Below are 19,978 nucleotides of genomic sequence, written 5' to 3'. Positions count from 1 at the left end.
CAGCGAAGACGGCGCACGGCAAGGTGCATGCATGAGCTTCGTTAAAGGCAAATTGCCCTTAAAATTAAAGATCATCCATGGCTTTGGCGCGGTCGCGTTTGGGGTCAAGGATGGCGGATTTCTGTTCTTCCTGCTGTTCTATTACAGCCAAGTGCTGGGAATGGATGCTGGCCTTGTTGGTCTGGTGTTGCTCGGGGCATTGCTGATCGATGCGTTTATCGATCCGATTATCGGCTATCTGTCCGACCGTACCTACACCCGCTGGGGCAGAAGATTGCCGTGGCTCTATGCAGCGCCAATACCACTGGCCTTCGCCTGGGTGCTGTTGTGGTCACCGCCAGGCGGCGAGGCCCCGACTGCGCTCGGTTTGCTTGGCATTATGGTGGCGGTGCGTTTGCTGCTGTCAGCGTGCGAAGTCCCCTCAACCAGCCTCATTCCGGAACTGACATCAGATTATAATGAGCGGACCACCTTGTTCCGCTATCGATATTTGTCGGGCTGGATGGGAGGTATCATGATGATGGTGCTGGCCTACACCGTATTTATGCCGGGCGAGAACGGATTGCTGGTACAGGACGGCTACCCCGCCTTCGGCACATTCGGCGCGGTCGTTATGGCTGTGGCGGTGCTCGGCTCAGCCTATGGCCAGCATTCCATTGTTGCCAAATTGCCAGATACCAAGCCTCCGCCTTTCAGCCTCAAAGAAGCATTTTCTGAGATCAAGGAAGCGTTTAGCGAAAAGGCATTCCTGATTTTCGCCGCAGGTGGCCTCGCCGCTTACATCAGTCAGGGAATGACTTTTTCGATCTCTAACTACTTAAACCTGTTCGTCTGGCAGCTTGACCGGGTGACGTTCGATTGGGCTCCGGCGTGGCTTAATGGCCTGACTGCCTATCCGTTCGTCCTCGCTATTTCAGTCATCGGCATGTTTATGATCGTCGGCCCTATGCATGCCCGCTTAGGCAAGCCAAAAAGTGCAGCGATCAGCGCCTTCATCGCGCTTGCGTTCGGCCTTGCTCCCTATGGACTTTTTCTGATTGGATGGTGGCCAGAGGTCGCCTCATATTCATCGACTTTCCTTTATTACGCCTTCGTGATCTTCGCGAATATGTTTGGCGTGGTGATCATGATCTCCGCTTCATCTATGATCGCAGAAATTGTCGAAGCCTTTGAAGAGCGTACCGGACGCCGTGCAGAGGGATCTTTTTATTCAGGCAATTGGCTGGTCCAGAAATGCGCAACTGGCTTTGGCGCGGCTTTGACCGGACAGATCATCGCCATTTCGCAGTTGGAACAAGGGGCCGACCCGACATCTGTTCCAGCAAGCGTGCTTTCAACAATGATCATCAGCTTTGCTGTTGCAACCATCGTGCTGGCGCTTTTCGCGGCCTATTGGCTCGGCAGATTTCCAATTACGAAGGAAGAACATGAAGCACGCGTGGAAGCGCGCGATGCCGCATTGGCCGCGCAAGGACATTCACCCGGGCTTAGCTAGCAGTTCCGCAAAAGAGAGCTTGGCGGGTCAGTTGCACTCTGCCACGGTTCTCTCAACAGATTCGAAGATAGACAGAGAGGAAACCCCCAATGGATTTTCAGCCAACCGAACGTCAGGTTTTTTGGCGCGACCGCGTGCGCGATTTTATCGAGGCGCATGTTCGCCCCAACATGGACACCTATAAAGCGCAAGATGCCGAAGGCGATCGCTGGAAAGTAATCCAGATCATCGAAGACAAGAAGAAGCTGGCGAAGGAAGCTGGCATCTGGAACCTCTTCATGCCGCCGCGCAATGATGGCCACCATCACGTCGAAGAGACGTTCGAATTCGAAGGCCCCGGCCTGACGAATCTCGAATACGCGCTGTGCGCGGAAGAAATGGGCCGCATCGGCTGGGCCAGTGAAGTCTTCAATTGCTCCGCGCCTGACACAGGAAATATGGAAGTGTTCCACCGTTACGGTGCGATCGAGCAAAAGGAAAAGTGGCTGCGCCCAATCATGAACGGCGAAATTCGTTCCGCCTTTCTTATGACAGAGCCATTCACCGCCAGTTCCGACGCGACCAATATCGAAACCCGGATTGAGCGCGACGGCGATGAATATGTGATCAATGGCCGCAAGTGGTGGTCGTCGGGTCTGGGCGACCCGCGCTGCAAGGTTTCCATCGTGATGGGCAAGACCGATCCGACTGCGGGCCGCCACGCACAGCAATCGATGCTCTTGATGCCTAACGACGCACCGGGCGTGAACATCATCCGCCACCTGCCGGTGTTCGGTTATGACGATGCGCCCCACGGCCATATGGAAGTGGAAATGAAGGACGTCCGTGTCCCGGTCACCAACATGCTGCTGGGCGAAGGCCGCGGTTTCGAGATCGCTCAAGGGCGCCTCGGCCCAGGCCGGATCCACCACTGCATGCGCACCATTGGCGTTGCTGAAGAGGCGCTCGCCAAGATGTGCAAGCGTTTGCAAGAGCGCGAAGCATTCGGCAAACCGATCTACAAGCACTCGGTCTGGGAAGAGCGCGTCGCGCGTGCCCGGATCGATATCGACATGACCCGTCTGCTGTGCCTCAAGGCTGCCGACATGATGGACAAGGTCGGCAACAAATCGGCCAAGCAGGAAATCGCGATGATCAAGGTTCAGGCGCCGAACATGGCTCTGAAAATCATTGACGATGCGATTCAAGCCCATGGCGGCGGCGGTGTGTCGAACGATTACGGCCTCGCCAACGCTTATGCGCATCAGCGCACTTTGCGTCTCGCCGATGGTCCCGATGAAGTGCACGCACGCTCCATCGCCCGGATGGAATTTGGCAAGCACGTTCCAGAAGCAGGGCCAACCGCTAACGCTCTGCGCGGCAGCGGCAATGCCGCCAATGATGCTGGCAGCATGAGCTCAGGCGACATGGGCGCCACCCGCTAAGCGGGGCCGAAAGGGGAGAGGCCAGCTATGGCAAAGGCAGCAATTCTGGAGACGCCAGGTGAAGGCCTCGTCATTGGCGAGGTCGAACTGGCTGATCCAGCGCCGCACGAAGTGCTGATTGACACTAAGGCCTGCGGCCTGTGCCATTCAGATCTCCACTTTATCGATGGGGCCTATCCGCATCCTCTCCCCGCGATTCCGGGGCACGAGGCAGCGGGCATTGTCCGCGCCGTGGGCAGCGAAGTGCGCTCCGTCAAACCCGGCGATCACGTCGTATCCTGCCTCAGTGCCTTCTGCGGGACCTGCGAATTCTGCGTAACCGGGCGCATGGCCCTCTGCCTTGGCGGGAACACTCGCCGTGGCAAGGGTGATACGTTGCGCATTACCCGCAACGGCGACGAACCCGTCAATCAGATGCTCAACCTGTCGGCATTCTCTGAGCAGATGCTGATCCATGAGAACGCCTGCGTGTCGATCGACAAAGACATGCCACTCGATCGGGCGGCGATCATTGGCTGCGCGGTCACAACCGGCGCGGGCACGATCTTCAATGCTTGCAAACTGACGCCGGGACAGACTGTCGCGGTGATCGGTTGCGGCGGGGTTGGCCTTGCGGTTGTTAATGCGGCCAAGATTGCCGGCGCTGGTCAGATCATCGCCGTCGATCCTCTCCCGGAAAAGCGCGCTCTGGCGGAAACGTTGGGCGCGACGCATACGATTGACGCCACAGCAGATGATGCCGCCAAGCAGATCACAGCGATCTCGAACGGCGGTGTCGATTTCGGTATCGAAGCGGTTGGGCGTCAGGCCTCCGCCGATCTTGCGGTTGCGTGCTTGCGGCGCGGCGGTACGGCTGTGATCCTCGGCATGATGCCACTTGATTGCAAAGTCGGGCTTGGCGCTATGGACCTGCTCGGCGGTAAAAAGCTGATGGGCGCGATCATGGGAATGAACCATTTCCCGGTCGATCTTCCGCGCCTCGTGGATTTCTACCTTCGCGGTCTGCTCGATCTCGATACGATTATCGCTGAGCGGATCGCACTCGATGATATTAATGCTGGTTTTGACAAAATGCGCGCCGGCAATTCTGCGCGCAGTGTGGTGGTGTTTGACTGATGACTGACAATTCTGCTCCGCAAATCGATTTCGACCAGGAAATGGTCGGCACGGTCGAGGTGGCGGATGCTGACAAGCTCGACATGGATAAGCTGACGGCGTGGTTTGAAGCCAATGTCGAAGGCTTTGCTGGGCCGATCAGCTACACCAAATTCAAAGGCGGGCAATCCAACCCAACCTATAAAATCGAAACACCTAGCGCGAATTACGTTCTGCGCCGTCAGCCCTTCGGAAAACTGCTGCCCAGCGCACACGCGGTCGACCGCGAATATGCGGCGATGACGGGGCTTTACCCAACCGGTTTTCCGGTGCCGCGCACCTATGGCCTGTGCGAAGACCCAGAGGTTCTGGGCTCAAAATTCTTCGCTATGAGCATGGCTGATGGACGCAGCCTGTGGAATGGTGCCTTGCCCGGATGCTCCAAGGACGAACGCCGCGAGCTCTACAATGCGCTCATCGATACGATCGCGGACATGCACCTTAAGACACCGTCAGAAATCGGACTTGGGAATTATGGCAAGCCCAATGATTATTGTGCGCGCCAGATCAGCCGCTGGTCAAAGCAATATAAGCTATCTGAAACAGAGCATATGCCGCAAATGGAGCGGCTGATTGAATGGCTGCCTGAGACAATCCCGCCGCAGCATGAAAGCTCTGTGGTGCATGGCGATTACCGGCTCGACAATGTGATCTTTCACAAGACCGAAAACCGAGTGATTGCGGTGCTCGATTGGGAACTCTCAACGCTCGGTGATCCGATTGCTGATTTCAGCTATTTGATGCTCAACTGGTTCCAGCCTGCCGATGGCCGCGCCGGATTGCTCGGGCTCGATTTGGGTGAGCTGGGCATTCCGACGGTTAAGGAAGCGGTTGAACGCTATGTCGCGCGCACCGGCTATCCGGTGCCGCCAATGGAATGGTATTTTGCTTATAATCTGTTCCGGCTCGCCGGGATCATGCAGGGTATTAAGAAGCGCGTGATTGATGGCACAGCCTCGTCCGCTCATGCGAAAGCGATGAGCGACCGGGTCGCCCCGCTGGTCGCACGCGCTTATCAATTTGCCATCGAAGCGGGAATGCCAGAGTAAGCTTTCAACTGAGCGCGCTCAGAACTCCGCGCTAAAGCTCACCACTGCGCCCGCATCATCGCGCGACGCGGCGAAGTGCCCCGGATCGCGGCGATAGAACAGGCTCGCCGAGGCATAACCGAACGAAAGCGGCCCTTGCCAGGCAAGTTCGCCCATCACTTCGCGCCCTTCCGGAGAAAGCGAAAGCCGCTGCGTTCCAAAGACCGCGCTCTCGGTCGCATAGTCATAGGCCACCGGCAGATCGAGGTTCAGCCCGCCGCCGCTCACTCGCAAGGGTTGGCTAAAGCGAAGGCCCAGACTGTCGCCGTTGGTGAGCACGCCGTAGTGCGTCACATCGAATGACCAAGCCTCACTCAGTAATTGCGAGCCGTCACCAAGGAGTGATCCACCACGTGGGCGAGTGATGCCTTGACGGTAAGCCCCGCCAACTCGCCAACCGCGAGCAAATTCATGGCTCAGTTCGGCGTCGAAAAACATCGTGTCCGCCCCGCCAATGCCAAGCGCATCGTGGAAATGCGCACCCAACAACGTGTCCGTTTCCTGCATCCAGGTGAGCGAGACAATCGCGTCCACGCCGGCGATTTTGCGATCCGCAGCAAGGCCAAAGCTTTGCGTGGATCGCTCTTCACGCACGCCAGTAAGCACATCTTCGGCCTGTCTGCCCGCGCCCAGCAGCACATTGCCCCCGTCAGCCGACACCGTCAGCCCCCAAGGGCCAAGCTGGTGGCGCGCAGCCAGCGAAAATTCGCTGCTTTGGAAAAACCCATCATCGCCGCTTGCTTGCGGTGCGATGCGAAATGCTGGCCGGTCCGTGCCTTGCATCTGAGCGACTAGACCGCCTGCGCCTTGCGACAATGCAAAGCCTAGCTGAAGATCAGGCGCGATCTTGGCCGCAACGCGCGCCGCCAGAACCCGCGCGCCTTGCGCCTCCTCTGGAGTCAGTTGCAATTGCTGCGCCCAAGCGCGCTCGCCAGTGCGCGTCGTGTCTCCTATAGTGAAAGCCATCGACACAGCGCCGGTCGTTCCGCCGCGGCTGATACCGCTGCGCTCAACCACACCGCGAAGGCGCTGAACCTGCGCAGAATTGCGTGTCTGTGTGCCTAGGTCATAGGTGTAAGCCCGGCCATAACTATCGGTCACAACTGCTGTTAAGCTGGTTCTGTTCAAGGCATCGCCCATAGCGGCTGAACCAATCACGACGTCATCGGCCAGCGCCAGTCTCGACTGGGTTCCACCTAGGGTGGTAGTGCCCGCTGGCGCAAACGCAGCTTCGATATCAAGAATGCCCGAGCCGAAGACCGCATCAACACCGGTCGCGCCCGCATCCCGCGCGCTGTCGAGCAGTATCTGCACAATCTCTTGGCCGGTTAGATTTGGGAAAGCCTGCGCCAGCAAGGCAACCGCGCCAGACACCTGAGGAGCGGCAAAGCTGGTGCCAGAAAACAATGTGACGAATTCGCCCCCATTGATGTTTTCAACGAACAGCTCGCCATTGTCATAGACGCAGCAAATGGTTTCGCCGCGCGCATTGATATAAGAGCTGGCAAAGTCCCCGGCACGATTTGAGAAATCCGAAATCGCGCCGTTTTCATCGACCGAGCCGACGATGATTACATTGCCATTGCCGGCCTGCTGAATGCTAGATGCGAAAGCGTCTGGCTGGTCAGGGTCAATGTTTGGATCCGAACCATCGCCAGAATTGCCGGCCGACACGACAATAGCCAATCCTGCGTTAGCCGCCCGTTCCACCGCATCAAGCAGACTTCGCGATGCGAAACCGCCGCCCAAGCTTATGTTGACCACGCTCGCACCAGAACTGATAGCAAGATCAATGCCATCGGCGATGTTCCCGTCGCTGAACAAGCATCCGAGCGATGGGTCAGACGGCGTGTCTATACCGCAGGAGCCGATGTTGTCGGCCCGAACCGCAAGGATGTCAGCTTCAAACGCAATTCCCAGCACACCGATGCCATCGCGCCCTCCGGCGGCAACCAATGCCACGTTTGTGCCGTGATCATCTTCTGGATCGACGCCGCGATTGCCGACGACATCCGCAGAATTGGCATTCACTCGGCCAACGAATTCAGGACTGTCCGTATCCAGACCCGTATCGATGATCGCAATGATCTCTCCAGCCCCAGTGAACCCCTGCTCCCATGCCGAGACAGCGCCGTGAAAATCAGGCCCGTCAGAACGGCGGAATTCCGCGGTGTCAAAATTGGTTGCGGGTGGAGGAGGCGGTGGTGGAGGTGGTGGGGGCGGCGGCGGCACTGGGGCAGGTACCGGCGTCGATATTGGCCCGGCTCCGCCAGCGCCGCCTGCGCTTCCACCGCAAGCACCGAGCGCTGCGCACGCTGTCGCCGCGACGACAATTTTCAAGTTGACCGGGCAATTTGGCTTCTTATTCATCAAGATCGTCCTTCGTGTGCCCCTCTAAGGACAAAGCTTAAGTCCAAGGTTAATAACAAGGCAAGCCGATTGCTTCGGTAAACGTGGAATTGCGCCAGCAATGTTGCGGGCTCTTGTGACTATGATCTCAGCGGGCTAGCAGCACAACAACCTTGTAAATAACGAGAAGGCATTGCGGCGAATTTTCCGACTGAAGGCAAATTCAAGAGCAGTCATTTTGGAGAAAACATGTCTGAAGAGTTGATCACCCAAATCGAAGCGGCATGGGAAGCGCGCGCCGACATCACTCCGGGTAGCGACGTACGCCATGCGGTAAACGATGCTCTGGCTTTGCTCGACAGCGGTCAGGCCCGGGTGGCAGAACCCGATGGAAATGGCGGGTGGCGCGTGAACCAATGGCTGAAAAAGGCGGTGCTGCTTTCTTTCCGTCTCAGCGATAATCACGTGATGGAAGGGGCCTCTGCTGGCGAGGCAGCTTATGACAAGGTCCCCACCAAGTTTGCTGGTTGGGGCGAAAGCCGGTTCAACGACGCCGGTTTTCGCGTTGTTCCGGGCGCAATCGTGCGGCGCGGCAGCCATATTGGCAAAGGCGTTGTCCTAATGCCCAGCTTTGTGAACATCGGCGCATTTGTTGATGAAGGCACCATGATCGACACTTGGGCAACGGTTGGTTCATGCGCGCAAATTGGCAAGAATGTGCACATTTCCGGCGGCGCTGGCATTGGCGGCGTGCTGGAGCCGTTGCAGGCGGAACCCGTGATCATTGGCGACGGTGCATTCATTGGCGCGCGCAGCGAAGTGGCAGAGGGCGTGCGCGTTGGCGACGGCGCTGTACTCTCAATGGGCGTTTACCTCGGGGCATCTACCAAGATCGTCGACCGCGCGACGGGCGAGGTGCACCGCGGCGAAGTTCCGCCCTACGCAGTGGTGGTCCCAGGCGCACTGCCGGGCAAACCTTTGGCTGATGGCAGCCCCGGTCCGTCGCTCTATTGCGCGGTCATCGTGAAGACTGTGGACGCGCAAACTCGTTCCAAAACAGGCATTAACGAGTTGCTGCGCGATTGATTGAAATACTGAGCCGGCCAGCAACCTTGGAACGATTGCTGGCGCTCTCCGTTAAATTACTTATCACCCCAGCTAGCGGAGGGCTTTATGCATAAAGAAGGCGACGAAATTCACATCGAAGATGATGACGCACGCGGCGCGCATACCACGGGTGCAATGCGCTGGGTTCTCGGCATCAGCCTGGCCGCAGCGGTCATTGCGATGACACTCGTGTGGGTTATTCCTGCGCTTTACGGCTAAACACTAACCTTCGAATTCCGGCCTAGTGAAGACTCCATCAGAGTCACTCACTAGGTTCAATCAGCGTTTCGATTGGCGGCATTGCTGAAACACTGCTCGAATAGCGTTCGGCTGCCCGCAAAACACGAATCGCATTTAGACTTGAGATCAGCTCTAACTCTGTTTGCGAATAGCCACGCCGGGCAAGCTCGGTGAAAAGCGCTGGATAGCCTGCGCTGTCTTCCATGCCGATCGGCCCGGTTGGCATCCCGTCAAAATCAGCCCCGATCCCAATATATTCAACGCCTGCGACCGAGCGGATATGATCGATATGGTCGGCCATCTGGCTCACTGGTGTCTGAGGCTCTGGATTGGCCGCATCCCAGTCTGCCATGGCCGCTTCAACAATGCTCGGCTGGCCCTGGTATAGCGATTCTTGCCGCGCCAACTCTGCCTCGCGCTGGCTATACCACTGGCGGCGTTCTTCATTGAGAAAGCCGGGCAAGCCAACGACCATCACAATACCGCCATTTTGAGGCAATCTTTCGAGAACTGAGTCTGGAACATTGCGCGCATGGCCATTGATTGCGCGCGCGCCGGAATGGCTAAAGATCACCGGAGCGCGAGTCGTATCAAGCGCGTCCATCATTGTTTCTTCGCTGACATGGCTAAGGTCGACCAGCATCCCAATGCGGTTCATCTCGCGGATCAAGTCTTTGCCGAAATCGGTCAAGCCGCCATGCTCGGGCGTGTCAGTCGCGCTGTCAGCCCAAGGCGTGTTGCGAGAGTGGGTGATCGTCATATAGCGCGCGCCTAGCGCATACATTTGCCGCAGGACCGCGAGGCTGGAGCCGATTGAGTGGCCGCCCTCCATTCCCAGAAACGAGGCGATCCGCCCCTCAGCCATCGCACTTTCGGCCTGGTCAGCGGTCATCGTCGGCTGCAATTGATCGGGGTAGCGCGCGATCAGACGTTTCATCACATCGATCTGCTCCATCGTCATCTGCGCGGCCTCTGGCTCGCTGATATTGGTTGGCACGTAGACCGACCAATATTGCGCGCCGACTTTACCCTCCGCTAGGCGGGTCAGGTCAGAGTGCATCGCCCGGCCCTCAGGATGGGTCACGCCAGTGCCCGTTGTATCAACAAAGTCAAAATCATTGATCTGGTTGTCGAACCGGGAGCGCAACTGGATCGGCACATCATTATGCCCATCAAATACCGGCGCGGCCTCAAGCGCGGCCGCAGCAAGCGCCTCTGCGGGATCTGGCGCGGCTGCTTCACCCCCTGCGTCTTGCGCAGCAAGCGGTGAGGTCAGCAGGGAAGCGGCGAGCAAGGCGGCGGCATATTTCATGGCAAAAGCAGCTCCTAAGCATGGTCCAGATCGGCTATACCTCGTCTTAGCAAGCAGCAGGGCGAAGGGAAGCGGCTTTCTGCAAAGTGGCGGGGAATGACCAATCGACAATTCAATTGAGCAGCATCAAGGCGAAACCATAGCCGCAGATCAGCAGGAAAGCAGCGTGAAGCGCTGGAGCCGTGCGGTAGTGCGGGTGATCTTGGCCGTGTTTTACGGCTATGCTGGCTATGCACATGTCGCCACGCCAGGGCCATTTCTGGCGATCATGCCAGGCTTCGTGCCAGCACCAGAGGCGGTCGTCTATTGGACAGGGATTGCCGAGATCGCCGGGGCAATCGCCTTGCTTCAGCCCATTTCCAAGCCGCTAAGGCAGGCGGGCGGCATCGGCCTTGCTCTTTATGCGCTGTGTGTATGGCCCGCCAATATCAATCACTTTGCCATGGACATGGCGAGCTCCGATGGCGGTCTCGGGCTTGGCTATCATATTCCGCGAATGATTGCGCAACCGATATTGATCTGGCTGGCGCTGTTCGCTGGAGAAGTGGGCTGGCGACGCCGCACGTAATATGCGCGCAACGCCGCCAGCGATCACTCTTAGGTGAGGTGCTTAGACACCGCAGCCGTCATTTTGAACATTGAGATCTGATCTTTACCGATCACAGCGCCGAGCTTGCCATCAGGATTGATCTGACGCTTGTCTTTGCTGTCTTGCAGGCTGTTGCCCTTAATGTACTCCCAAATCTTCGACGTCACTTGCGCGCGCGTCATCGGACCTTTGCCGATGACAGCTTCAAGTTCAGACGAAAGCTGCACCGGTTTCTGCAGTGCGTTAGTCTTTCCAGCCATAATCCTCTCCTTCTCAGTGGTGGCAGGTTTCAAAAAATCAAAGTCACATATTCAACTTCAAATATCGTCTTCGGCCCAGTCGCCTTCATCCTCAGCGGCAGAACCAGTAAATGGGGCGACCAACAATGCGCTGGCGACTATCGACCCTTCTAATGTCGCCAACAAATCCGCGCGGGTCGCCCCGGGCATCAGCGTCAGCGGCAATTCCGTTGCAAACAATTGGAACACATATTGCCGCGCCTCGCCTTCTGGCGGATTGGGCAGCAGCCATTCCGAATTGCCTTTTGAATTCTTTCCAACACGCGGAGGCGTCTCACCTTCCAGCAGCATGCCCTTTTGGCCCTTGAGTCCCCAGACCAACCAATGGCAATCTGGCTCATCCCCGGCGCTGGTCGCATCTTCCACAATCAGGACCAATTCTTGTGCACCAGGAGGCGGCGCATTCCACTCAAGTGGCGGCGCGACAGCGTCCTCTTCCTCAGCGCTGAAGCAAGGGTCAAGTTCTTCGCCAGGACCAAATGCCGGGCTGGTCAGTTTGAAACCGCCGCGGGCAAAATTGCGTTCGCTGCCCAATTGCGCAACCGCCAAGCCCGCATGCTGCGCGGACGCAGGCAGTGCAGCTTTGAGCCAATCAGGCAAACCCGTCATCGAAGCAATTCCCTCCTAAATCTCTTTGCAAACTAGGCGCATCGGATCGCCAAGACGAGAGTTTTAGCTGAGCTTTGCCCCGGTTTCTGAGGAAAACTCATCCAAAATTGTGAAAAGTTGTATCCAAATGGCAGAATTCCCGCCTTTCGTTGATGTCCATTGCGAGCAGGTGTGCCTGACATTCGCCCATTAACAGGAGAGTAATCTTGCTCACTAGGGGTTCATCAGCCATGCTGGTTGTATAAAAAACATCCATCAAAGACGCTTTCGTAATTCGGAGTCGCGCCGCATGACCATTGGTCGCATTACCCTATCTACCCTCCTCGCAATCTCATTGGCCGCTTGTGGAGGCGGTGGAGGATCCGGCCAAACCGCTGGCGGTGGCACCGCGGGCGGCGGCACTGGTGGAGGAACGAGTGGAGGCACGGCAGGATGCACGCTCGCCGAGCAACAACAATTCGCCAAAGACGTAATTGACGAATGGTATCTGTTCCCGAATTTGATCGACAACACTGTTGTGGCCAGCAATTTCACCGACCTTCAAGGTTATCTGGACGCATTAGTCGCCCCCGCCCGCGCTCAGCAGCGCGACCGCGGCTTTACCTTCGCGACATCCATCGCCGAAGAAAACGCGCTGATTAACTCCGGTTCTAATGCGGGGTTTGGCATCAGGCTTGCCTATGACACAGTCAACGACCGCGTGTTCGTGCTTGAGGCTTTTGAGAATGCACCTGGGTTTGGCGCAGGCATTGATCGCGGCACGGAATTGCTGGCGATTGGTACAAGCAGTGGTAACTTGCAGAACGTGTCTTCCCTGATGTCGACAGGCGGACCGCAAGCGGTGATCGATGCGCTTGGCCCATCCACAGCCGGTACGACCCGAGTGATCCAGTTCCGCACAGCGGCCAACACGACCAGCGAATCCAGTATTACAAAGACTGATTTCTCACTTGATCCGGTATCTGACCGATACGGGGCGCTGATCCTGGATGATGCGGGCAAAAAGGTTGGCTACCTCAACCTTCGCACCTTTATTGTCGCCAGCGCCTCTGACGAGCTGCGCGAGGCCTTTGCGCTGTTCCAAAGCGAAGGGGTGACCGAACTGATCATCGACTTCCGCTATAATGGCGGCGGTTTGGTCGATGTCGCGGATCTGCTCGGCGACCTTCTGGGGCAAGGACGCACCGGTCAGGTGTTCAGCGAGACGGTCCTGCGGGCCTCGAAATCCGCGGAAAATTCAACCGAACTGTTTCAAACAGAGGCCAACGCAATCCAGCCAACCAAAATCGCATTCATTGGCCGCATAGGCACGGCTTCTGCCAGCGAGCTCGTGATCAATTCGATGATCCCTTATTTAGGCAACAGTCTGGCGCTGGTCGGGGATGACACCTCGGGTAAGCCAGTCGGTCAATTTGGCTTTGACCTTGCGGCCTGCGATCTCAGGGTTCGCGCCGTGACGTTTCAAACCAACAATGCCGACGGGAACGGTGAATATTTCAACGGGCTCGCAAGCGAAGTGCCCAACACCTGCCGAGCGGACGACGACATCTTCACACCATTTGGCGATCCGACCGAGGCCTCTATCGCAGCGGCTCTGGATTTTCTGGGCGGGCGCACCTGCACCGCCATTGGCGCTGCCGGAGTGCAGCAAGCACTGGGTTCTGGGCGTCAGACGATGCTGCAACCAGATCGACCGAATGCCGCGCAGTACGAGATCCCAGGGCTGTTCTAAGGCAAGCGGCCCGCAGCCCCCAGAGACTTACTCTGCAGTGATGTGAACGGCTCTAGCGTCAGCACCTTGTGAATGGGCGATTGCAGCAGCGATGACCTTGTCAGCGGAGGCTGGTTTGGCAATCAGCTGTGCGTCCAGCTCGCGGATGCGCTCATTATGACGGTCGAGATCGCCCGAGTGCAGGATGTATGGGATTTCGAGACGCTCGAGCTCGTGCGCCACGGGGAAGCATGTCAGCCCATTGCCCAGCGACACGTCCAATATCGCCAGATCAATATCGCGCCCGTGGGTTTGAATATGCTGATGAGCTATATCGCAATTCGTCGCGGTCAGCACGTCGCATCCGCGATCCTCAGCGGCAAACTCCATATCCATCAAGATCAAGGGTTCGTCTTCGAGCAGCAATATCGTGTAGCTCTTGGCCATCACACGCTCCTTACCGGCAGTGTGATAACGACCCTGAGGCCAGTTTCGTTCCAGTTGCGCTCTATCGTTCCGTCAGTCGTAGCGAGCAACCGGTCGACAATTGCTGTGCCCGTCCCCGCTTCAATTTGATCCGGGTCAACAAGAGGGCCGCCTTCTTCCGCCCAGGTGATGACGAGGCCTTCTGTGTCCTGCGCTGGCATCCAGCTCACTGTGACCTTGCCCTCTTCAGTGGCCCAGGCCCCGTGCTTCGTCGCATTTGCGGCAAGTTCGTGGAGGATGAGACCGACAATGGAGATGACCGTGAACGGCATGCGCACCCCATTTCCCAGCAAGATCATGCGCTCTTCGTCACGGTCATAGGGCAGCAGGACGGCTTTGATCGCTTGGCCAATATCAATGCTGCCAGACGAAGCATCATCTAGGGTCGTCTCATACGCGCGGCCTAGTGCCTGAATGCGCGAGTTAATTTCATCAGCCTCGGCGCGAATGCCGCGCACCCGCCCGGTGACATTCACGATGCCAGAGATCACTGCGAACATGTTCTTCATGCGATGCGACAGCTCGCGCGCCATTTCTTTTGCGTGGCGCCCTTCAGACCGCGCAGCGCGCACGTCGGACACGTCCCATTGGCTGCCGAAGAAATAGACGAGTTCGCCCTCGCTGTTGTAGATTGGGCCTAGGTGCAGAGCGTTCCAGAAAGTAGTGCCGTTCTTGCGGTAGTTGAGCAGTTCAACCACGACCACGTCTTCATTCGCCAGCGCCTCGCGAATGCGAGCGACAGGCTCTGGATCGGTCTCAGGTCCCTGCAGGAACCGGCATGACCGGCCTAATATCTCATCCTCGCCATACCCAGTCAGGCGGCGAAATGCCCGGTTGGCAAATACAATCGGTAGATCTGGCTTGTGCGGATCGCACAAGCAAATCGCCATGCGGGTTTGCGCCATGGCTTGTTCGAACAAGACGCCAGATGCGCCAGAAAACTGGTCGCCTTTGTGACCGGCCCGAAACCTGTCGGGCGCGTCATCAAAACTCAAGGTTGCTTGCTCGGATCGCTTAGGCTCGCGTTCTTCGTCGGTGCTCACTGTAGTCCGCTTTCCCGCCACAATAATCGCTGCAACGGTAATGTCTGTTCGTTGCCAACCTAACGACAATCAGACGCGTGCGTTCCGAGAAATTCAGCCAGCCAAGACCGGCAGAATGGTAAACCATTGCACTATAGGGGTTTTAGGTGAGAGCACGCGGCAATTATTCGCTGCAACGCCGCGGCAAGCTGACATTCCGGGATTTAAAGGATCTAGATTGCGGATGCTCAACAGCCTGTTGATCGGACTTTAAGGGGCCGTTCGAACTCCCAAGATCAAATTTCGTAATCGTCGATCACGCTCATCAAAAACACCAGGAATCCGACCGCAAAGATCCCGTCTGCGACCAAGCCACCCGCCACCATTGGATCGACCGTCTGCGCACCGAAAACCTGAGGCGCGAGCAGCGCCAAAATACCAATCTTGCTTAAAATACCAGCCCACAAAATTGGGCCAAAGCGCATCGGCTCGCGCGCGACGTGGAAATACACGATACCAAAGCTGAAAATGAACAGACCGATGATCCGCGCATCGATCGTCGCCTCTGGACTGAGCATGCCAGCCAGACCTATGATCAAATTGAAGACTGCCGCCGCCCAGAAGAACATCCGCCAATAGCGAGAAACGGAATAGGCGCTTGCCATCCCAGCGCCTGCGCTCTCAGTAATGGCTTGATCCTCGTCCACCTGGACATCATGCGCATCGCTCATTCGGATTCTTCTCCAATGATTGGATTGCTGTCGGTGTAGCCGCATCCAAGCAGCGTCGCATCACCCAAATTGACAGTAGCCGTGAAAGGGTATTCAAAATCGCTCATGCCGTCGCTGCATTCGCCTGGGGTTACGGCGATCTGCAAGCTCTCACCAGCAAGCTCGCCAGAGAACCCCAGACCGTTATTGCCAGAAAATCGGCGCACTTCTGTGACTTCGCCTTCGAGGTTTTCCGGACTCGAGTACGTCAGCTTGGTGCCATCAATCGCCATGCTCCAGAACGGCTCAGTCCCGCTCAAGGTGATCGATTCATCATCGGAAATGCCGGCAAAATTCTGCGGCGTGTCAGCGCGGTTATCGCCGCTTGCTGCGCAAGCGGAACACATTAACGCTCCCAGCGCTAGCCAGGAAATTCGCCCTATACCAATCATCTAACGCCCAACTCTAAGTACTTGATCAAGCATGGTAGAGCACCTTACCCATGGCGTCACTACCTTGTTGCAGGCAGTCGACAAATTCCCGATCGTGGCGGTCCATTGACATCACCAAACAGCAAAAAGGCGGATCCCTCGCAGGACCCGCCTTTTCTCAACTTTGTTCAAAGATGCGTAAATTACTGCGGCATCAGAACCGAATCGATCACGTGGATCATACCGTTTGATGCTTCCACGTCGGTCGCGGTCACGGTCGCAGTGCCGCCGGCCGCATCGGTCAATACCACTGCGCCATCGACGACATTTGCTGTCAGCGTTCCACCGTTTACCGTTGGAATTTCATATCCGCCTTCGCCGGCACCTTCGATTGCACCGATTAGCGAGGCCGCATCAACCGCCTGTGCAACAACGTGGTAGGTCAGGATCGTACCAAGTGTTTCGGTGTCTTCGGTAGTCAGCGTTTCGACTGTGCCTTCTGGCAATTTCGCGAACGCATCGTTGGTTGGCGCGAACACGGTGAACGGACCTTCACCCGACAGGGTTTCACCAAGCTCAGCGGCGTTCACTGCAGCTACCAAGGTGGAGAAGTTGTCATCGCCAACGGCAACGTCAACGATCGTGCCCGGCGCCACTTCTTCGGCTGCCATTGCATCTTCGGTTGCAACATCATCGGTCGCCGCTTCTGGTGAACAGGCGGCAATGGACAGAGCGATGGTTGAGGCCAAGGCCACTTTAAGGGTGTTCATAGGGATCATCCTTGTAATACTTACAAAATTTGGTGCCATTCGCGAGAGAATGGGAACAAGCCGTTTTGCCTGCTCGCTCACAGATACGAACGAGCTTCTCGAATAGATGTTCCGAAATTTATTGTGCGTTTGAGCACGAAAATTACACAGTTCAGGGTTGGCGATACGCAATTTATTGGAACCCGCGCGCGCGCCTCTCGTTGTCCTATCTATGAAATGGACCCCCACTCGCGCCGCTGGCATTGAACAATTTGCGGACTTCTTGCCCAAGGCCGGGCGTCGCTATGCTGATGCGCGCAATTTTGACGACGGAACGGGCCGCAGCAATGTCTCGCTGCTGTCGCCATGGCTGCATGCAGGACTGCTAAATGAGACTGAAATCTGCACCTCTGTGCTGGCCCAGCACAGCCCGCAGAAGGCAGAGAAATTCATCGCTGAGGTTTTCTGGCGGGTCTATTTCAAAGGCTATCTCGAACAGCGCCCCAGCGTCTGGTCGCAGTTTTGCGAGGATCGTGAGGCGGCCTTCGCCCGGCTAGCAAGCAACACCGGCCTGCAGAAAGCTTACACCGAGGCCATCGACGGACGCACCGGGATAGAGGCATTCGATGTGTGGGCACGCGAGCTCGTGGAGACTGGCTATTTGCACAATCACGCCCGCATGTGGTTTGCCAGCATTTGGATTTTCACGCTTAAGCTCGATTGGCAGCTTGGCGCGGACTTCTTCTTGAGAAACCTGATAGACGGTGATGCGGCCTCGAACACTCTCGGCTGGCGCTGGGTCGCAGGCCTCCACACCAAGGGCAAAACCTACCTCGCTCGCCCAGACAATATCGCCACCTACACAGTCAATCATCCAGATGGTCCAATGCCGGCTGAAGGTCTGGCAACCGAAGCGCCTGCGCTCGAAGAGCCCTACGACCACCCGAAGCGAACATTGTCGCTGCCCGATGTTCCCAACGAAGATGCATTTGCTGAGCCGTTTGCTCTGCTGCTGCACGATGAAGCGGCAAGCCACGCGCCGCTGACGCTGCCTCAGGTGCCGAGCTTGGTCATTGGGGCCGCTCGTCCCGCCGCGCGGTCTCCGCGCGAGGTGATTGATAAGGCGCTGAGTTTTGCTGAAGAAGCCGTCGCGGACTCGCTCAGCAAGGCCTCCGATGCGTTTGGCTGCAAATCCACCGTTTGGGACAGCGAGCAAAGCCTTGCTGAATTGCTTTCAGATGCCGGGATCACCCGGGTCGTGACGCCGTATTTGCCGATTGGCTGGACGCGCGATGCGCTGTGGCCAGAGCTGTCCGAATTAGAGGCAGCGGACAAACTCATCACCCTGCTGCCAGAACTTGATCGGGCCACTTGGCCGCATGCCAAGGCTGGCTTCTTTGGCGTCAAAAAGCAGATTGAGAGTATCCTAGGTGAGCTTGGCATCGGCGGCTGATACGTGCCCTCGGAAATGCGCGCGCAATCCTGTCACAACCGCATGAGGCGCGGTGCATAGTTAACCGGAAACTTACGCCTGCTGCCTTACAGGCCCGGTGTTGGAAACCGGGATCCAAAACGATGAAATATCCGAACCGTTTGCAAACCGCCTTGCTGTTCGACCAGCCGCACGACATTCTGGAAGCGGCGGTGCGCGATTTCGCTCGTATCGAAGAGATGAAATCGGGCGCGATTTTCAACGTTCCTGAGGCCAATCCGGGCAAATTCTACCGGCTGTTCAACGGTTCAGAAGAGCTAATGCTGACCTTTGAATATATCGATGGTCCGGCCAATCCTGAGGTGTTCGCCGCCACTTTGTCATCGACCGTCACTGGCCTTTTGTGCCCTGACGTCCGCGACCGCATCGCTCGCTCGCGCAGCCACATCCTGCTGGAGGTGTCGCATGGCGTGATGGGAGGTGTCGAAAACGATCCCAAGATCGCCGAAATGTTTCAGCAGGTCGGCGTCAAACAAGCGGGCGCGACGCGGGAGCAATTTGACCGGCGCCTTCAAGTTTTGGCCTTGATGAGCCGGATTGTCACCGACCATGCCAGCCCATCCGCTGTGCATTGGACGCAGTCAGATCAACTGATCTCTGGCGAGATGTTTGATAGTTTTGCCGCTATGGATGCGCCAAGCCCGCTTCACATACACCCGTATTTGTTCGGACCGCAGGCAGGCCCCAACGAAGATCAACAGCTCGGCATTCGCACCTATGGCGCGCGTCATTGGCTGGGCCGAGAAATCGTGATCAAGCCCAATGTGCTGCCTTGGGCTGCCAATTTCGAAACCATCCTTAGTTTCATGAATGTGAGCCTGGTGGAGAACGGCTATGTCATCCCGGATGGCGATACCTTTGGCCCGGAAGACCGCAGCCTTTCATACAAGGTGAACTGGCGCGATGCCGACCCAGAAGATGGCGAAGCTGGCTTGGCGTTTTATGAACTCACTCCACTTAAGCATGTCGAGCATGCCTTTCTCGCGGAGGATCACGTGCCTGAGGAGAACGCCATCAATGATCGGGCCTTCCCAGCCGACCTAATGCCAGGGGAACAGGACGCCAAGGTCGAGCTCGCCAATGAATGGGCCGAGAAACGCGCCATGGCCGAAGGTATTGGCGGGAAGTTTGAGGTGCGCGCGATTGGAGACGGCGGTGCACCGCCCCCTGATCCAGACACGCCAAAGCCAGTCCAAGTCAGCCAACCGACGCCGAGCAATCCGGGCATGCCTAGCCTGAGCGGCAAGGGATTGCGCGCCAAAGTGTTTGGCCGAAAAAGCGTTTAGCGCGCAGCATTTGTCCCCTCAGCGAAAGGCTGAGAGGCCGCACTACAATGCGCTAAACATGTGGTTTAGGCGCTGGCTGCTTCGGCTTCTGCCGCACGGCGTGCAGCGCGTTCTTCATCGGCGCGGGCGCGATCTTGTACGGTCTTGCGAGCCTGCTCAGCCAAACCACGCCAAGTTTTCTCAGCCCGCAGATGCCGTTCACGTACGTTGGCGAGGTCAGACTTTTCCGCCTGCGCCGCAGCTTCGTCGGCGCGTTCGCTGTAGAATTCGTATGTTTGGGCCATGCAATGGTCTCTCTTTATGCTCCGGCTCAGCAGGGGTCAGAGTGCATGCAAGCACTTGGCCTGTTGTGCCGCTTTCAAAGCGCAGCGGCGCCAGATTCTTTGGATAGACCGATAGGTTAGCAGATTTATGCACAAACACC

At 57.2% G+C, this 19,978-nt stretch carries 20 protein-coding genes; 10 read left to right on the top strand and 10 right to left on the bottom strand.

Features of this window, described 5'->3' with window-relative positions; all coding sequences use genetic code 11:
* The first annotated feature begins 31 nt into the window (after positions 1–31).
* The 4 genes from AC0V6M_RS08145 to AC0V6M_RS08130 all read left to right on the top strand — a co-directional run bounded on the left by AC0V6M_RS08145 (position 32) and on the right by AC0V6M_RS08130 (position 5,123).
* On the top strand, positions 32–1,495 hold the full coding sequence (locus AC0V6M_RS08145) for an MFS transporter (RefSeq protein ID WP_486138319.1): 1,464 nt from the start codon (positions 32–34) through the stop codon (positions 1,493–1,495).
* Positions 1,496–1,584: 89 nt separating this feature from the next.
* Positions 1,585–2,919 carry an acyl-CoA dehydrogenase family protein gene (locus AC0V6M_RS08140; protein ID WP_486138318.1) on the top strand — a complete coding sequence of 445 codons (1,335 nt, stop codon included), beginning with the start codon at positions 1,585–1,587 and terminating at the stop codon, positions 2,917–2,919.
* Positions 2,920–2,946: 27 nt separating this feature from the next.
* Positions 2,947–4,035 (top strand): Zn-dependent alcohol dehydrogenase, encoded by a 1,089-nt coding sequence (locus AC0V6M_RS08135; RefSeq protein ID WP_486138317.1) that lies wholly within the window; start codon positions 2,947–2,949, stop codon positions 4,033–4,035.
* Entirely contained in the window at positions 4,035–5,123 is a 1,089-nt protein-coding gene (locus AC0V6M_RS08130; RefSeq protein ID WP_486138316.1) for a phosphotransferase family protein, read from the top strand. The genes AC0V6M_RS08135 and AC0V6M_RS08130 overlap by 1 nt, the downstream gene beginning before the upstream one ends.
* Before the next feature lie 18 nt (positions 5,124–5,141).
* On the opposite strand, the gene AC0V6M_RS08125 is transcribed toward AC0V6M_RS08130, so the two are convergent.
* Complete coding sequence (locus AC0V6M_RS08125; RefSeq protein WP_486138315.1) at positions 5,142–7,532, bottom strand: S8 family peptidase; 2,391 nt, start codon at positions 7,530–7,532, stop codon at positions 5,142–5,144.
* Positions 7,533–7,760: 228 nt separating this feature from the next.
* Here AC0V6M_RS08125 and dapD point away from each other — a divergent pair, with 228 nt between their 5' ends.
* Both dapD and AC0V6M_RS08115 read left to right on the top strand, forming a co-directional pair.
* Complete coding sequence (gene dapD / locus AC0V6M_RS08120) at positions 7,761–8,597, top strand: 2,3,4,5-tetrahydropyridine-2,6-dicarboxylate N-succinyltransferase (protein WP_486138314.1); 837 nt, start codon at positions 7,761–7,763, stop codon at positions 8,595–8,597.
* Positions 8,598–8,684: 87 nt separating this feature from the next.
* Positions 8,685–8,837 (top strand): hypothetical protein, encoded by a 153-nt coding sequence (locus AC0V6M_RS08115; RefSeq protein ID WP_486138313.1) that lies wholly within the window; start codon positions 8,685–8,687, stop codon positions 8,835–8,837.
* Between the two features lie 43 nt (positions 8,838–8,880).
* On the opposite strand, the gene AC0V6M_RS08110 is transcribed toward AC0V6M_RS08115, so the two are convergent.
* Positions 8,881–10,170 carry a dipeptidase gene (locus AC0V6M_RS08110; RefSeq protein ID WP_486138312.1) on the bottom strand — a complete coding sequence of 430 codons (1,290 nt, stop codon included), beginning with the start codon at positions 10,168–10,170 and terminating at the stop codon, positions 8,881–8,883.
* A 166-nt stretch (positions 10,171–10,336) separates the two neighbouring features.
* On the opposite strand from AC0V6M_RS08110, the gene AC0V6M_RS08105 reads away from it, so the two are divergent.
* On the top strand, positions 10,337–10,738 hold the full coding sequence (locus tag AC0V6M_RS08105) for a DoxX family protein (RefSeq protein ID WP_486138311.1): 402 nt from the start codon (positions 10,337–10,339) through the stop codon (positions 10,736–10,738).
* Positions 10,739–10,767: 29 nt separating this feature from the next.
* On the opposite strand, the gene AC0V6M_RS08100 is transcribed toward AC0V6M_RS08105, so the two are convergent.
* Together AC0V6M_RS08100 and AC0V6M_RS08095 are read right to left on the bottom strand one after the other, a co-directional pair.
* Positions 10,768–11,019, bottom strand: coding sequence for an SWIB/MDM2 domain-containing protein (locus AC0V6M_RS08100; RefSeq protein WP_486138310.1), 252 nt, complete (start codon positions 11,017–11,019; stop codon positions 10,768–10,770).
* Between the two features lie 57 nt (positions 11,020–11,076).
* Positions 11,077–11,667 (bottom strand): YbhB/YbcL family Raf kinase inhibitor-like protein, encoded by a 591-nt coding sequence (locus tag AC0V6M_RS08095; protein WP_486138309.1) that lies wholly within the window; start codon positions 11,665–11,667, stop codon positions 11,077–11,079.
* Positions 11,668–11,956: 289 nt separating this feature from the next.
* Between AC0V6M_RS08095 and AC0V6M_RS08090 the strand changes: the two genes are divergently transcribed.
* Entirely contained in the window at positions 11,957–13,399 is a 1,443-nt protein-coding gene (locus AC0V6M_RS08090) for a S41 family peptidase (RefSeq protein WP_486138308.1), read from the top strand.
* Positions 13,400–13,426: 27 nt separating this feature from the next.
* Here AC0V6M_RS08090 and AC0V6M_RS08085 read toward each other — a convergent pair whose 3' ends face one another.
* From AC0V6M_RS08085 to AC0V6M_RS08065, 5 genes are all read right to left on the bottom strand, one after another.
* Positions 13,427–13,825 (bottom strand): response regulator, encoded by a 399-nt coding sequence (locus AC0V6M_RS08085; RefSeq protein WP_486138306.1) that lies wholly within the window; start codon positions 13,823–13,825, stop codon positions 13,427–13,429.
* Positions 13,825–14,907, bottom strand: coding sequence for a PAS domain-containing protein (locus AC0V6M_RS08080; RefSeq protein WP_486138304.1), 1,083 nt, complete (start codon positions 14,905–14,907; stop codon positions 13,825–13,827). The genes AC0V6M_RS08085 and AC0V6M_RS08080 overlap by 1 nt, the downstream gene beginning before the upstream one ends.
* 275 nt (positions 14,908–15,182) lie before the next feature.
* Positions 15,183–15,617: a hypothetical protein gene (locus tag AC0V6M_RS08075; RefSeq protein ID WP_486138303.1), complete on the bottom strand. Its 435-nt coding sequence runs from the start codon at positions 15,615–15,617 to the stop codon at positions 15,183–15,185.
* Positions 15,614–16,003 (bottom strand): COG3650 family protein, encoded by a 390-nt coding sequence (locus AC0V6M_RS08070; protein WP_486138302.1) that lies wholly within the window; start codon positions 16,001–16,003, stop codon positions 15,614–15,616. The genes AC0V6M_RS08075 and AC0V6M_RS08070 overlap by 4 nt, the downstream gene beginning before the upstream one ends.
* A gap of 227 nt (positions 16,004–16,230) precedes the next feature.
* Entirely contained in the window at positions 16,231–16,797 is a 567-nt protein-coding gene (locus AC0V6M_RS08065) for a fasciclin domain-containing protein (RefSeq protein ID WP_486138301.1), read from the bottom strand.
* Positions 16,798–17,008: 211 nt separating this feature from the next.
* Here AC0V6M_RS08065 and AC0V6M_RS08060 point away from each other — a divergent pair, with 211 nt between their 5' ends.
* Positions 17,009–18,229: an FAD-binding domain-containing protein gene (locus AC0V6M_RS08060; protein ID WP_486138300.1), complete on the top strand. Its 1,221-nt coding sequence runs from the start codon at positions 17,009–17,011 to the stop codon at positions 18,227–18,229.
* Positions 18,230–18,351: 122 nt separating this feature from the next.
* Positions 18,352–19,554, top strand: coding sequence for a hypothetical protein (locus tag AC0V6M_RS08055; protein ID WP_486138299.1), 1,203 nt, complete (start codon positions 18,352–18,354; stop codon positions 19,552–19,554).
* 65 nt (positions 19,555–19,619) lie between these two features.
* Here AC0V6M_RS08055 and AC0V6M_RS08050 read toward each other — a convergent pair whose 3' ends face one another.
* Positions 19,620–19,838, bottom strand: coding sequence for a hypothetical protein (locus AC0V6M_RS08050; protein WP_486138298.1), 219 nt, complete (start codon positions 19,836–19,838; stop codon positions 19,620–19,622).
* Positions 19,839–19,978 lie beyond the last annotated feature (140 nt).

It is taken from the genome of Erythrobacter sp. JB3-1 (assembly GCF_057364995.1).
This window is presented reverse-complemented; position numbering and strand designations above follow the sequence as displayed.